This window comes from Asticcacaulis sp. P2_B1, from assembly GCF_056404915.1.
In genome coordinates this window covers 199833-214872 of the sequence record NZ_JBFUDD010000004.1, presented here as the reverse complement: position 1 = coordinate 214872, position 15040 = coordinate 199833, and the positions used below count along the sequence as shown (strand labels likewise).

At 62.8% G+C, this 15040-nt stretch carries 10 protein-coding genes; 5 read left to right on the top strand and 5 right to left on the bottom strand.

Annotated features, from left to right (window positions below; genetic code table 11):
* Positions 1–2: 2 nt before the first annotated feature.
* The 3 genes from AC1DX3_RS12890 to AC1DX3_RS12880 are packed head-to-tail and all read right to left on the bottom strand — an operon-like array spanning position 3 to position 5402.
* Positions 3–3224 (bottom strand): error-prone DNA polymerase, encoded by a 3222-nt coding sequence (locus AC1DX3_RS12890; protein ID WP_476989705.1) that lies wholly within the window; start codon positions 3222–3224, stop codon positions 3–5.
* Positions 3221–4729, bottom strand: a complete 1509-nt coding sequence (locus AC1DX3_RS12885; protein ID WP_476989704.1) for a DUF6504 family protein — start codon at positions 4727–4729, stop codon at positions 3221–3223. The genes AC1DX3_RS12890 and AC1DX3_RS12885 overlap by 4 nt, the downstream gene beginning before the upstream one ends.
* Positions 4656–5402 carry an ImuA family protein gene (locus AC1DX3_RS12880; protein WP_476989703.1) on the bottom strand — a complete coding sequence of 249 codons (747 nt, stop codon included), beginning with the start codon at positions 5400–5402 and terminating at the stop codon, positions 4656–4658. The genes AC1DX3_RS12885 and AC1DX3_RS12880 overlap by 74 nt, the downstream gene beginning before the upstream one ends.
* 250 nt (positions 5403–5652) lie before the next feature.
* Between AC1DX3_RS12880 and AC1DX3_RS12875 the strand changes: the two genes are divergently transcribed.
* The 5 genes from AC1DX3_RS12875 (at position 5653) to AC1DX3_RS12855 (ending at position 13294) form a co-directional block, all read left to right on the top strand.
* Positions 5653–7989: a TonB-dependent receptor plug domain-containing protein gene (locus AC1DX3_RS12875; RefSeq protein WP_476989702.1), complete on the top strand. Its 2337-nt coding sequence runs from the start codon at positions 5653–5655 to the stop codon at positions 7987–7989.
* A 370-nt stretch (positions 7990–8359) separates the two neighbouring features.
* Positions 8360–8920, top strand: coding sequence for an ECF-type sigma factor (locus AC1DX3_RS12870; protein WP_476989701.1), 561 nt, complete (start codon positions 8360–8362; stop codon positions 8918–8920).
* Positions 8913–11306, top strand: a complete 2394-nt coding sequence (locus AC1DX3_RS12865; protein WP_476989700.1) for a serine/threonine-protein kinase — start codon at positions 8913–8915, stop codon at positions 11304–11306. Before AC1DX3_RS12870 ends, AC1DX3_RS12865 begins: the two co-directional genes overlap by 8 nt.
* Before the next feature lie 91 nt (positions 11307–11397).
* Entirely contained in the window at positions 11398–13086 is a 1689-nt protein-coding gene (locus tag AC1DX3_RS12860; RefSeq protein WP_476989699.1) for a carboxylesterase/lipase family protein, read from the top strand.
* A 67-nt stretch (positions 13087–13153) separates the two neighbouring features.
* The gene (locus AC1DX3_RS12855) at positions 13154–13294 is read left to right on the top strand and encodes a hypothetical protein (protein WP_476989807.1); all 141 of its coding nucleotides are present in this window, start codon (positions 13154–13156) and stop codon (positions 13292–13294) included.
* Between the two features lie 119 nt (positions 13295–13413).
* Here AC1DX3_RS12855 and AC1DX3_RS12850 read toward each other — a convergent pair whose 3' ends face one another.
* A complete protein-coding gene (locus AC1DX3_RS12850; RefSeq protein WP_476989698.1) occupies positions 13414–14472 on the bottom strand; it encodes an aldose epimerase family protein in 1059 nt (352 codons plus the stop codon).
* Positions 14473–14489: 17 nt separating this feature from the next.
* Positions 14490–14960 (bottom strand): CYTH domain-containing protein, encoded by a 471-nt coding sequence (locus AC1DX3_RS12845; protein ID WP_476989697.1) that lies wholly within the window; start codon positions 14958–14960, stop codon positions 14490–14492.
* Positions 14961–15040: the final 80 nt, after the last annotated feature.

Genomic DNA, 15040 nt, shown 5'->3' with positions numbered 1-15040 from the left:
TCTCAATGAAAATCCCGCGACTTGATGCGGATGCCGCCAGCGTCCTCCAATAAGGCCGGGCGCCTGGCGCGCGTGCGCGGATCGTCCGGCCCGGGTTGGCCGTGATAGAATTCGTCGCCGCGATTGTGCGGTAGCGGGAAGCTGTCGCGCTCACCGACGCTGGCCAGTTCCGCCGACAGGTCGGCAATATGGCGCGCTACCAGGTGAACGACGCCGCTTGCGCTCTGGATTTGTCCTGAAATTAGCATCATGCGCGAGGTCAGGACGATGGTGCGGAACTGCTCGTAGATCTTTTCCCACACCACGATATTGGCGGTGCCGGTCTCGTCCTCCAACGTAATAAAGGTGACGCCAGCGGCCGTGCCAGGCCTTTGCCGCACCAGCACCATGCCGGCCAGTTGTGTCCATCTCTTGTCGGGAAGCGCCGTGGCGTCCTTGCACGTCTTGATGCCGCGCGCCTGCAGGTCCGCCCGCAGGAAACTGATGGGATGGTTTTTCAGCGACAGCCCGACATGGTCGTAATCCTCGACGACCTCGCGGCCGGCGGTCATGCGGCGCAAGGCGACGGCGGGCTCGATGACCTCGGCCTCTTTTAAACCATCGAACAAGGGCAAGGGCTTGTCGCGCAGGCCTTTCAGTTTCCACAAGGCATCGCGGCGCGACACTTTCAGGGCCTCATTGAACGCATCGGCCTCGGCTAATCTGACCAGGGCGGTGATCGGCACATCGGCGCGCCGCCACATATCGTCGATCGAGGTAAAGGGCCGGTCGCACCGCGTCATGATCTGCTCGGCTAGGCCTTTCTGAAAACCGCTGACCATGCGGAATCCCAGCCGCACGGCAAACTGGCCGCTGCCGATATGTTCCAGGGTGCAATCCCAGTCCGAGCGGTTGACGCAGACAGGCCGGACCTCAACACCGTGGTTGCGCGCGTCGCGCACCAATTGCGCCGGGGCATAGAAGCCCATGGGCTGGGAATTGAGCAGGGCAGCGCAGAAGATCTCCGGATGGTGGCATTTCATCCAACTGGAAGCGTAGGCGATGAGGGCAAATGAAATTGCATGGCTTTCCGGGAATCCGTAAGAGCCGAAGCCTTCCAATTGTTTGACCAGACGTTGGGAAAATTCTGCTGTATAGCCGCGTTTGGCCATGCCGTTCAGCATCTGCTCGCGGAAATTGGCCACCCCGCCGGTGCGCTTGAATGTCGCCAGACTACGGCGAACGTCATCAGCCTCGTCGTTCGAAAAACCGGCGCAATGGACGGCCACCTTCATGGCGTGCTCCTGGAACAGCGGCACGCCATGGGTACGCCCGAGAATTTCGCGCAGTTCCTCGCTAGGGAATTCTTCGGGTTCAAGACCATCGCGCCGGCGCAGATAGGGATGCACCATGTCACCCTGGATTGGGCCCGGCCGCACGATGGCAACCTCGATCGCCAGGTCGTAGAATTTGCGTGGTTTCAAGCGTGGGAGCATCGACATTTGCGCCCGGCTTTCGATCTGGAAAACCCCGATCGTATCGGCCTTGCAGATCATGTCATAGGTCGGTTCGTCGCCCTGCGGAATATCGGCTAGGTCCCAGTCTATGCCCTTGCAATCGTGTAACATGTCGAACGACCGCTTCATGCATGTCAGCATGCCAAGCGCCAGGCAATCGACCTTCATAAATTTCAGAATGTCGATATCGTCCTTGTCCCATTCGACGACTTGGCGATCGACCATGGCCGCCGGCTCGATCGGCACGATGTTGTCCAGTCGGTCGCGCGTCAGCACAAAACCGCCGGGGTGTTGCGACAGGTGGCGCGGCGTCTTGGCCGCCAACAATTGCCGCGCCACCGCAATGGCCAGCCGCACCCGTCGCGTCTTGAGATTGAGCCCCAGGTCCTCAAGATGCTTGTCGTCGATATCGCTGGCCCAGTGACGGTACTGCTGCGAGAGCGTCTTGATCAGGTCTTCCGACAGCCCCATGACCTTGCCGACATCGCGCAAGGCCCCCTTGGTGCGGTACTGCACCACGGTCGAACACAGGGCGGCGTGGTCGCGGCCATAGGTTTCGAACACCCATTGCAACACCTGTTCGCGCCGTTCGTGCTCGAAATCGACATCGATATCGGGCGGTTCGTTGCGGTTCTCGGAGATGAAGCGTTCGAACAGGAGGTCGTGCTCCATCGGATCGACAGCCGTGACCCCGAGTACATAGCAGACGGCGCTGTTGGCCGCCGAACCGCGGCCCTGGCACAATATATCCTGGCTGCGCGCATAGGCGACGATATCGTGGACGGTTAGGAAATAGGGGGCGTAGTTGAGTTTGTCGATCAGGGCCAGTTCCTTCCTGACCTGCTTGACCACCTTGTCCGGCACGCCGGCGGGATAGCGCTCGGCAGCGCCGCGCCAGGTGAATTTTTCCAGTGTCTCCTGCGCCGGAATGCCAGGATGGCTGCGCTCGTCCGGATACTGATACTGAAGTTCGCCCATGTCGAAACGGCAGCGCGCGACGATGTCGAGCGTCCGCGCCACCGCCTCGGGATAGCGTTTGAACAGGCGTTGCATCTCCTGCGGCGGCTTGAGATAGCGGTCGGCATGGCGTTCGCGGCGAAAACCGGCATCGTCGATCGTGCAGTTATGGCGGATGCAGGTGACGACGTCCTGCAATATGCGGCGATCCGGCACATGGAACAGCACGTCATTGGTGACGATCGTCGGCACCTTCATACGCACCGCCAGGTTATTCAGCTCATGCAGCCGCATGGCGTCGTTGGGCCGCCGCCGCAAACTCAAGGCCATATAGGCGCGGTCGCCGAAGGTGTCGCGCAACCGCCGCAGATGCAGCGCCGTCATATCATCCACCATGTCGGGCACCAAAACCGCGATCAGGCCCTCCTGCCACGCCTCGACATCGGCCCAGTCGAGATGACACTTGCCCTTGCCGCCGCGGCGCTTGCCGGCCGATAGCAAGCGGCACAGCCGGGCATAGGCATCCTTGTCGGTCGGGTAGACCATGATCGACATGCCATCCAACAGATCCAGCCGGCAGCCGACGACCAGGCGCACCCCTGTCCGCCGTGCGGCGGCAAAGGCGCGCACGATCCCGGCCAGCGAATTGCGGTCGGTGATGGCGACCGCCTCCAGTTCCAATTCGCGCGCCCGGTCGAACAGCTCGTCGGGCGAACTCGCGCCGCGCAGGAACGAAAAATGCGTCGTGACCTGAAGCTCGGCATAGCTCATGCGAATATGCCGTGCAAAAACCAGTCGTGACTCCCTGTCGTCCGGTCCTCTCCGTCGCCGGCGCGGTAGATCCAGAAGCGCTCGCCGCCATCGTCCTCGACGCGGAAATAGTCGCGCACGGCGTTGATTTCAGCATCGCGCCGCCACCATTCGCCGAAGATACGCTCGGGGCCGTCGGCGCGGATAACCTTGCGCCGGCCGCCGCGCCACACAAACTGCTTCGGCGGATAGTCGGGCAGCAGGTTCATGGTGCTGATCGGCTCGGGGCGGTCGAGCAGCCGCAACGGCCTGGGCCAGTGCGCCACCCATGACGGCGCGCTTTCCCCCTGCGCCGGCGCCGTATGGTGCACACAACGTTCCGGCACATCGCTTTGCACCGACGACACGCGATAGACATGGCTGGCACCCAGCCGGTTGCTGAGGATATCGACTAGGTCGCCGACATCGGCTCTGTTGTCGTTCTCAAAAGATGTCGCTTGTTTCGGGTTGATCGGTTCGGCCAGGGTGGCGGTCAGCCGCATGATTTCGATGCCGAAGCCCGGATCGACGGTCTCGATCTTGTCGCACAGCAGGCGCGTCAGGCGTTTAACGTCGCGCACCGGCCGTGCCGTGCCGACCCTGACGGCTTCGATGCGATTGTCGACGCGGTAAAATACCAGGTCGAGCCGCTTGGCGCCCAAACCCTTGCTTTCCAGCAGGTCGCACATCTGTACCACCAGCTTGCCGGTATATTTGGCAATGGTTTCCGCCGCTCCGATCGGCTCGGCGAAGACCCGCCTGACCTCACACACATCGGGCGTACGTACCGGATCGATCGGTTCCGACAGCCGTCCGAACGCCTGATCAAGGCGCCGGCCCAGCTCCGGCCCATAGCGCAAGGTCAGTGGCGCCCGCGGCTGCGCCGACACCTCACCGATATGTTCGAAACCCAGCACCCGCAAACTATGGACCGTCCCCGCCGGCAGTCGCAGCGCCGCCAAAGGTAGTCCGACCATAACCTCGGCGGTCCCGCCCGGCGGCACGATGGTCACCGGTCCCTTGGTAAAACGCGCGACCGCATGGGCCGCACCCCAGGTGGCGGCAATCGCCGCCCGCGCCGTTACCCCGAAACCGGCACAGGCGGCGATCATGCCCTCTAGCATGGCCGTCTCGCCGCCGTGCAGATGGGCGGCGCCGGTTACATCGATGACCAATCCGTCCGGATGATCGGCGGCGGCGATCGGCGCGTAGTGGCGCAAGGCCCATACCGCCAGCTTTTCGAGCGCTTCGGCGTCGCGTTCGGGCTCGGCGTCGCGCACCACCAGACCGCGGACCAGAACCTGGGCCTTGGCCAGCGGCATGCCGACGCGCAGCCCCAGCATCAGGGCTAGGTCGTTGGCGGCAGTGACGACGCGGCGATTGCCGTCGCGCCCGACCAGGACCAAGGGCGCGTCAGGAAGCGAGGCGTCGCTTCGGCGCAAACGATCCGTCGCCCAAGTCGGAAAATAGAGCGATGTGACCCTCATATCTGTACTCCACGTGAAATTCTGCACGTTCACCGCCGCGGCAACGCAGCAGTTCCAACTTCCATCTTGCCGGCCCGACACCCTCCACCGGCAAGGGCGCGGAGGGCAGGGCGCCGACCCGCCATCGTGTCACCGCGGCGGTCGGTTCGCCGAAATCGCGCGCGTCCTTTTCGCGCCGCCATCGCCGGACCGCCAAACCGAGCGTCCCCCCGCTTTCCGCCGCCAATTGCAGCCGCCGCGACGCCGTCATCGACAGTTTCGCCACCTCGGCCACCACGGCGCCCAGACTGCCGTGGCGCAAACCTTCCTCGAAACAGGCCAGCACGCCGGCGTCGTCCCCGGCCTCGACATAGATAATCCGGTCGGGCGTCAGTCCCGCCTGGGTCAGGGCCGGGGCGAACAGGTCGGGCCGCGACACGCACCACAACACCTGACCCGGCGTTCTGGCGGCGATGCCGGCGGCGAACAGGGCCGCCGCGGCGCCGTCGACCGTACCCTGACCACTGCCCGCCATTTCGTGCAACGCGCCCAATGCCAGGCCGCCATCGGGCAGATGGTGGTCTATTTCGGCCACACCGAACGGCAAAACGCCATGACTGTGTCCGCTGTCGCTTTCGAGGCGACGGATTCGCGCACGCAGTTCGTTAAGGGGGGTATGAGGCAAGACGGGCATGACACGGGCGGGGGTTTTCACATCCTGAATAAAGTAGATGTTCTCTTTTTGTTCCCAAATTTCCTCAGAGTCAAGATGAGTCTGCGTGCGTCGCAAAGGACGCACTCGGGCGAATTCTCAGACAATAGGGCAAGAGCTACCGCGTGGCCTCTTGCTAAGCCTGACCACTGTGGATAATGCGCCACGCACCTGTTTTACGTTTTTCCCAAATTCTACCTTCCCAAGTCCTACCTTTAAGGCAGTCACAACGATGAAATTTCCTAACGGCCGCACTCAGGCCATGACCGGCATTTACGGCCTGATGCTGCTGGGCCTGATCGGCGCCGGCGCTGCCCAAGCCCAAACAACAACGGCGCAGACGACAACGCCGCAAACGACTCAGGCGCAAACCCAAACGACGCAAACCACGACTTCCACAACGCAAAGCCAGGACTCGACAACGTCGAGCGACGACAAGACGACCACGACCGTCACCGTCCAGGGCAAGAAGAACCAGAACCGCATCGACCGCCAGGTCTATGACAACACCCAGAACATCGACAGCGCCTCGGGTACCGCTTCCGACGCCCTCAACAAGGTGCCGTCGGTCAATGTCGATCCGAACGGCAGCGTCACCCTGCGCGGCAACTCCAATGTCCAGGTCATGATCGACGGCAAGCCCTCGGCCATGATGCAGGGCGACAACCGCGCCGCCACCCTGCAATCCATGTCGTCGGGCGACATCGACTCGGTCGAGGTCATGACCAATCCCGGCGCCCAGTTCGGCTCCGAAGGCACCGGCGGCATCATCAACCTGGTCATGAAAAAGAACCGCCGCCCGGGTACGTCGGGCGCTGCCATCGCAAATATCGGCTCGGAAGGCCGCTATAACGGTTCGCTGTCGGTCGCGCGCAATTCCGGCAAGATGACATTGTCTGGCGCCATGAACTTCCGTCACGACGTCCGAAACGGCCGCGGCCATTCCACCGTCGATCACCCGCTTTCAGGCGGCGGCACCAGCCATACCGTCCAGGACAGCGATTCCGACAGCAGCAATGACAGCGGCCAGGTTACCGGCGGCATCGACTACACCATCAACGATAATGACAGCGTCAGCGGCCAGTTCGGCTACGCCCACCGCGAGTCGGAAAATCATTCCAGCGAAAACTATGACAGCTCGATCTTCGGCGACTATACGCAAAAGGTCGACGGTTCATCCGTCCGCAACGACAACTCCGCCGACATCCGCTGGGACCACAAGGGCGATCAGCCGGCCGAGACCCTCAAGGTCGACCTGCGCGTCAGTTCGGCCGCCGGCGACAACAAGAGCCACACCATCTCGACCCTGGTCCTGCCCACCGACGCCACGCCGGATTACATCACCGCCTCGCAGTCCGATACCCGCAACGGCGTCTTCAGCGTCGACTATGCCCGCAATGTCGGCAATGCCCAGTTGTCGACCGGCTGGCAGACGACCTATGACGACAATCACTTCGAAAATATCGCCACCGGTACGGTCGGCTATACCTCGAATGCCACGCTCAACAGCGACTTTGCCTATAAGCAGGTCCTCAACGCCGCCTACCTGACCTATCAGGCGCCGATCGGCAGCAAGCTGGTCGTTATGGGCGGCCTGCGTGTCGAAGCCCTCGACCTGACGACCCACGAATTCAATACCCTGAGCCACGGCCATATCTACTATACCAAGGCCAACCCCAGCTTCTTCGCCGCCTACAGCCTGACCGACACGGCCAAGCTGCGCTTTTCCTACTCGCATCGTCTGCAGCGCCCCCAGGCCCAGGACCTCAATCCGTCGGTCGTCTATATCGACTCGCAGAACGTCACCGCGGGCAATGCCAACCTGAAGCCGCAAGAAACCGACAGCTACGAACTGGGTTACGAATATAACGGCGGTGCGACCAGCTATCAGATTCGCGGCTATTATCGCGACAACCGCGACGTCATCACCCAACTCAGCACCTTTATCGGCAACGGCGTCGTCCTGACGACCAAGGCCAATGAAGGCTCGGGCCATGCCGATGGCCTGGAGTTCAACTATAATGGCAAGATCGGGCAAAAGCTCAATCTCAGCCTCAATGGCAACCTGGCCCAGACCGAGCTGACAACGCCCAGCACCGGCAAGACCGATGCCACCTCGCTCAGCGGCCGTATCAGCTTCGACTATCAGGCGACGATGAAGGACCGCGTTCAGTTCAGCTATTTCAGCTCGGGCAAGCAACTGACCGGCCAGGGTTACCGCGCGCCGTTCCAGATGGGCAATTTTTCCTATCGCCACCAGTTTAACCTGAAGACCTCGGCTGTCGTCACCGTCAACGATCCGTTCCGCAGCGGCAAGTTCAAGATGGTCGCCGACTCAGACACGGTCCACAGCGTCATCACCCGCGGCTTCGGCGGCCCGTCGATCTTTGTCGGCCTGGTCTACCTGTTGGGCGGTCCGTCCGCCGGTCAGAATGGTCAGCAACAGGGCGACCATGGCAACTGGCAGGGCGGGCGCGGCCAATGGGGCGGCCGCGACGGCGGCGGCCAGGGCGGTGGTGGTCAATGGCAAGGCGGCGGGGGCGGTGGCCCCGGCGGCATGATGAATTAATACCAGCAGCGAATGAGCCTATGTCATTCATCGCTGACTGCAGGCAAAGCGCCCGCCGAGGGGACACCTAATCCAGTTGCGAGGAACCATCGGCGGCGACGTTAGCCGTTTGAGCTAAACAGCCTTATCCCAACGGTCATTCTTTATGACCGTTGGGATAAGGCTGTTGCGTCGCCGGAAGTGCCATCAAGGAAACCTCCGCTCAATTTTCTTCAGAACCCTTAGAAAATCATCACTTCTGACTGGATCGCATTCTGAGGTCCTTCATCCCACTCAGCGCAATGCCGTGCCAAAACGGCTCAGTTTGATTTCGACAATTCCGCAAAACCGTGTTCTAAATTGTCGCAAGCCTGAAAGCGGTGGGGTAACCATGTACGAAGAACCTGAAACCCGGGTCCTGATGGGGCAGTGGCGCGATGGCGATGCCGGCGCGCGCGACCGGTTGATCGGCCGTCTCCATCCGGAGCTAAGCCAGATCGCGGCGGCCCGCCTGCGCCGGGAGCATAATTCCTCTTTATCGACCGGTGATCTCATCAACGAAACCGTGTTGCGCCTGATGCAGATCGAACGCGTCGATTTCGGCGACCGCGCCCACCTGATCGCCCTGGCCTCGCGCATGATGCGCAACATCCTGATCGATTATGCCCGCGGCAAGCTCAGCGACAAACGCCACCACCACAAGGTCGAACTGACCACCCGCGTTCACGGCGCACAACGCCTTGACCTGAATTCCCTCGAAAGCGCGCTAATCAGATTGAAAGCGATAGATGAGGGACTGATGGAACTGGTGGAGATGCGCTATTTCGGCGGCATGACGATCGAAGACATTGCCGTGGTGAGCGGTTTGTCCGAAGCCACGGTCAAGCGGCGCTGGCTTGCGGCCCGCGCCTGGCTGGCCGACGCGATCGCCCATCCGGTGGACCATGCCTGAAAAGACATCCAGTGTTGATGCCGAACGTGAGGCCATTGCCCTTTTCGAAGAGCTCCTCGACGTGCCCGAAGCCGAGCGCGCAGCCTGGATCGCCGCCGCCACGCGCGGCAAGCCCGGCGTGCGCAAGCGTCTCCTGGCCATGGCGACAGCCGATTCCGACATCAACCTGAAAACCGGCACGGMGGCCGACAATATCGAGCCCGAAGCTGAACCGGAGCGCATCGGCGCCTATCGCATCACCGGCCTGATCGGGCGTGGCGGCATGGGCTCGGTCTATCGTGGCGAGCGCGCCACCGGCGATTTCGCCCACGTCGTCGCCATCAAGATCATCAAGGCCGGCCTGTTGTCGGAGTCCCTGATCGAGCGCTTCCGCCGCGAACGCCAAATCCTGGCCCAGCTGTCGCACGCCAATATCACCCAGCTTTATGACGGCGGCGAAACCACGACCGGCGCGCCCTATATCATCATGGAATGGATCGACGGCCTGCCGCTGTTCGCCTGGACCGAGGCCAATGCACCGTCCCTCGATCGGCGTCTGGCCCTGTTCGGCGACATTTGCCGCGCCGTCGCCTTCGCCCACCGCAGCCTGATCGTCCACCGCGACCTGACGCCGTCCAACATCCTGGTCACCCATGACGGCGTGGTCAAGCTGATAGACTTCGGCATTGCCAAACCGGCCGATGCCATCGGCGATACCGCGGCGTCCTTGTCGCCGGCGACCGCCAATCTCAGCCTGACGCCCGGCTATGCCGCACCGGAACGCTTGATCAGCACCGAGGTCACGACCGCCGCCGACATCTATTCGCTCGGCCGTATCCTCGAGCGCCTTGCCCCCGAAGCCGGCGCCGAGCTGCGCGCCGTCATCACCCGCGCCACCGCGCAACTGCCGGCCGACCGCTATCCGACGGCCGACGCCCTGGCCGGCGATATCGACGCCTACCGCAAGGGGTATCCGCTCAGCGCGGTGAAGGCCGGCCGTGGCTATGTCTTCGGCAAGTTCGTCCGCCGTCACCGCTACAGCACCGCTGCCGCCGGCCTCGGCGCCGTCATCCTGATCGCGGCCTTCGGTCTTGTTCTCAACGCCAACCACCGCGCCCAGCTGGCGCGCGCCGATGCCGAGGCCCGCTTCGACCAGACCCGCGCCATCGCCAAGACCCTGCTGTTCGACGTCTACGACGAGGTCAGCGCCGTACCGGGCGCCACCAAGGCGCGCGAGCTTTTGGCGCGCACCGGCGTGCAATATCTCGACACCCTGGCCAACGACAAGACCGCCCCCGTCGCGGTCCGCATCGAGGCCGGCCAGGGCTTTGTCCGCCTGTCCCAGGTCGTCGGCGGCGGCCAGGAAAGCTCGCTCGGCCGTTACGAGGACGCCAACGCCTTGCTCGCCAAGGGCGAGGCCGTGCTGAAGGCCGTCCACGACGAAAACCCCGGTAATGCCGAGGCCGCCCGCGCCTACGCCGCCATGTTGATCGAACAGTCCGGCAGCAATCTCTACAACAATAACGAAACCGTCGAGGCGCGCCGCCAGGCCATCCAGGCCCAGACCCTGTTGCAACCGCACGCCGCTGACGATGCCAAGCTGGCCGCGTCCTATATCCTCGCCATCCAGGCCGAGGGCGACAGCTACGGCTGGAACGACGACTATCTTCACGCCCGCGACGTCCACGTCCGCGCCGAGACCTTTTACGCTGGCCTGAAACCGGATCTGCAAGCCAACACCGATGTCCTGATGAGCCGCAGTTCCAACCTGCGCCTGCTTGGCGAAAGCTATCACAAGATGAAGCAGGAGCCGGAAGCCAAGGCGGCCCTGGCGAACGCCGTTGCGGTTAACCGCCAGCTCCTCAAGGCTCAGCCTGGTAGTCCGAAACTGGTGCGCAAACTCATCGCCTCCCTGTGGTACAGCGCCGTCGTCCACCGTACCAACCACCGCGACGCCGAAGCCAGGGCGGCCATCTCCGAAGCCTTTGATATGGCGCAAGCGTGGCATCAGCGCGACCTCAACGACAATGGCGCCTTGCAGATGCTGGCCCTGAGCGGCGAGGTCTATGCCCAGGTCCTCACCGACCAGAAGCAATACGCCCCGTCCGAAAAGGTCAGCGATTCCGTCCTGGCGGCCCACCGTCTGATGGTCGAACGCGCCGGCAATACGCCGGGCGCCCTGCGCAGCATGTCGGCCGCCCTGGTGACCCGTGGCGGCAATTTCTACAATGCCGGCGACTACGCCAAGGCGTGCGGTGCCTGGCAGGAAGCGCATGATATCTATACCGGCTTCGAACGCCGCGGCCAGTTGACGGTGACAGACCGCGACAACGGTTACGCCGAGATGACCGACTTTCTGAAAAAGGCCTGCAACCCGCCGCGCGACGGCCTGGATGACGAAATCTGAAATTGGCTGTGGCTCGCCGTGTTAATCCGGTGCAGACTGCCCTCGGTCCAGTGGTTACATCAAGATAACCGCGGCAATGTGGGAGGCTACCATGGTCACATTCAATCGCCGGCGTTTGCTGCAATCCGGTATCGCGGCGGCGGGGGCTTTCGGCCTCGCCGGCATTACCCGCGCTGACGTTTCAAAATCGACTCTAACAATAGAGCCCTTCGTCGAGGTCGAAATAGCCGATGGCAAGCTCAAGGGCGGAACCAGCCGCGGTGCCCTGTCGTTCAAGGGAATCCCCTATGGCGGCTCGGTCTCCGGCGCCAACCGCTTCAAGGAAGCCCCGCCGGTCCAGCCGTGGACGGGCGTTCGCGACGCCACCAACCTCGGCGCCCCGTCGCTGCAAAAGCCCAAATCGACCTATGGCGAGAACGAACCCGCCTATGCCGAGGACTGCCTCTTTCTCAATGTCTGGACCCCGGCGGTCGACGGCAAGAAACGCCCGGTCATGGTCTATTGCCATGGCGGCGGTTATTCGAGCGGTTCGGCCGGCTCGACGGCCCAGGACGGTTCGCGCCTGGCGGCCACCTACGATGTCGTCGTCGTCGCCAGCAATCATCGCCTGGGTCTGCTCGGCTATCTCTACCTTGGCGAGCTGGGCGGTGAAGACTATGCAGCCTCGGGCAATCACGGCATGCTCGACATCGTCGCGTCCCTGCGCTGGGTCAAGGCCAATATCGCGGCCTTCGGCGGCGACCCGGACAATGTCATGATCTTCGGCGAGTCCGGCGGCGGCTTCAAGGCCGGCACCTTGCTTGCCATGCCGGCGGCCCACGGCCTGTTCCACAAATGCAGCATCGAAAGCGGCGCCGCGCCGCGTCGCATGACACGTGATGCCGCCACCGAAACCGCCCGCCGCGTCCTCAAAGGCCTCGGCATCGCCCCAACGGAGCTCCACAAGTTGGCCGATGTCCCCGGCCAAGCCTTTGTCGACATGCAGATGGCGGTCGAACGGGGCGCAGGCCCTCTGATCGTGCCGTCGGACCACTTTACCGGCACGACGCCGGATTACGGCCGCCTGCACGAAGCCCATTGGAACGCCGAACAACCGGGCAGTTTCGCCCCCGTCGTCGACGGCACGGTCCTGCCGGTCCATCCCTTCGACCCGGTGGCCGCGCCCCTGTCCGCCGATATCCCGTTGCTGATCGGGCACAATCGCGACGAAGCCACCTTCTTCAATATGGGCCGGCCCGACACCTTCACCATGAACGATGCCGCCCTGAAAGCACGTCTGAGCCAGGAATTCGCCGGCGATGCCGACCGAATCTACGCGAGCTACCGGCAAATGAAACCCTCAGCCTCAGCGAGCGACCTCTATATCGCCATCGCCTCGGACCGCTGGTTCGGCAATGGTACGGCGACCTGCGCCGATCGCAAGGCCGCCCAGCCGGCGCCGGTCTATCGTTATCGCGACGACTATGAATCGAACTTCCCCATCGCCGGCACGACAACTACCCTGAAGGCCGGCCACGCCACCGAAATTGCCCTGAAATTCTTCAATTACGATCTGTCGGGTCTGCAAGGAGATGGCCCCGGCGTCAAGGAGGCTTCGGCCAATACCAGCGCCTTCTGGACCAGCTTCGCCCGCGACAGCGTCCCCTCGGCGCCGGGCGCGCCGGCATGGCCGCGCTACGATACGCAGACCCGCCCGGTCATGCTGATCGATGTCGACTGTTACGTCGAGAACGACCCCGACGGCCCGGCGCGCCAGATGTGGCAGAGCGTGGCGCCATAAACCATGCTGTGAATTGGGTGTGGCGTGATAAGGATCGGGCCGCACTCATATTTGCACTGGAAAACCCATGGCCAAAGGTCAGAAGAAGAGCAACAAGGAAGTTCGCAAACCCAAGGCCGACAAGGCCGTGGCGTCGACGGCAGCGACCCCTCTGTTTGCCAATGGTTCGCTGACTCCGACCACCGGCACCGGCAAGAAGAAGGCCTAAGCCTTAGCGACAAGCTCTCTTTCCTTCCCCTCGCCCCTTTTAAGGGGAGAGGGTGGCAGGCTTCAGCCTGCCGGGTGAGGGGTACTTTCTTTCTGCATGGCTTCCAAGCGCTTCAGCCATCACTCCACATACAACTGATGCACCGTCACCTGGCGATACACGTTCCCGGGCCGCAACACCGTGCTCGGAAATGCACCCTGGTTCGGCGAATCCGGAAAATGCTGCGCCTCGAAAGCAATCCCGTCGCCCTGGCGCAACATCCGGCCGCCCTTACCCATGATCGTGCCGTCGAGAAAATTGCCCGAATAGACCTGGATACCCGGCTCGGTGGTCAATATCCGCAAGCCCCGACCCGATGCATGATGCACCATATCGACCACCGGCTTGGGCTCGGCCGTTACGCCGCCATTGACTGCGAAATTATGATCGAAACCACGGCCGATGCGAATCTGAGTATCGCCCATGCGCACCCGGTCGTCGATCACCGCACCGGTGCGAAAATCGAACGGCGTGTCGCTCACATCCCGTAGCTCACCCGTCGGTATCAAGGTCTCATCGACCGGCGTATAGGCGTCGCACGCCAAAACCAATTCAGCATCCAATGCGCTGCCGTGGCCGGCCAGGTTGAACAAGGCGTGGTTGGTCAGGTTGATCACGGTCGCCGCGTCCGTCGTCGCCTCATAGCTGATCGTCAGGGCGTTATCGCTGCCCAGGCTATAGGTCACCGCCACCGTCAAAGTGCCGGGATAGCCTTCGTCGCTGTCGGGGCTGACATGGCCGAAGGTCACCGCCGCATGGCTGGCGTCGGCGCGGCTGGCGCCTATCGTCCAGATCGCCTTGTCGAAGCCCTTGACGCCACCGTGCAGGGCGTTCGGTCCGTTATTCCGCGCCAGAACATAGTCCTTGCCATCCAGACTAAACCGCCCGTCACGGATACGGTTGGCATAGCGGCCGACCGTGGCGCCAAGATAGACAGCCGACGCCTCGTAACCCTGCGGATCGTCATGTCCCAGCACGATATCGGCCAATATCCCGTCGCGGCCGGGCGCCATCAGGGCCTGCAAGGTCGCGCCAAAGGTGATGATACGCGCGGTGGCCACGCCATTATGGAGCTCGACGGCCTTGACCGGCGTGCCGTCTTTCAGGGTACCGAAGGGGGTGATCTTGATGGAGGGCATGGGAACTCGCTTGAAAATCAGGCCGCAACCGCACCGAGGCGTCGAGCAATCGAGGCATTAGCATATTCGTATCGGCCGGTGACCTCTTCGCCGAGCCAGTCCGGCATGTCGATGGCCTCGTTCTCCGAACCGAGCTCGATCTCGGCGACGATCAAACCCTCCAGCTCAGGATTGAGGAACTCGTCGATCTCCCACCGGCCGACAATATAGCGGTTCTTGGCCAGGGGATCGTGCCCACAGACGCTTTCGATCTGCGCGTACATCGCCTCCGCTACCGCCGTTTCGAGCTCGACATTGGTGCGATCGCTTTGGCGCTTCTTCATGGTCAAGAGATAGACTGTCCCGCTGTCCGAAACCCGCTTGCGCGCCCGTATCGCCCAGTCACCCGTGCCCGGCAGATAGCATTGCTCGATGCGGCTGCGTTCGGCTCCGGCCACCACCTCCGCCAGCGGCCGGCAGATCAGAAACTTGCGTTCGATTTCGTACATGGATGCCTCCGGGCTTGGATGCTTAGACTTCGCCAAGCCTTATACCCAACGCTTCTTCCGGTATAGCGAGATACCGACGG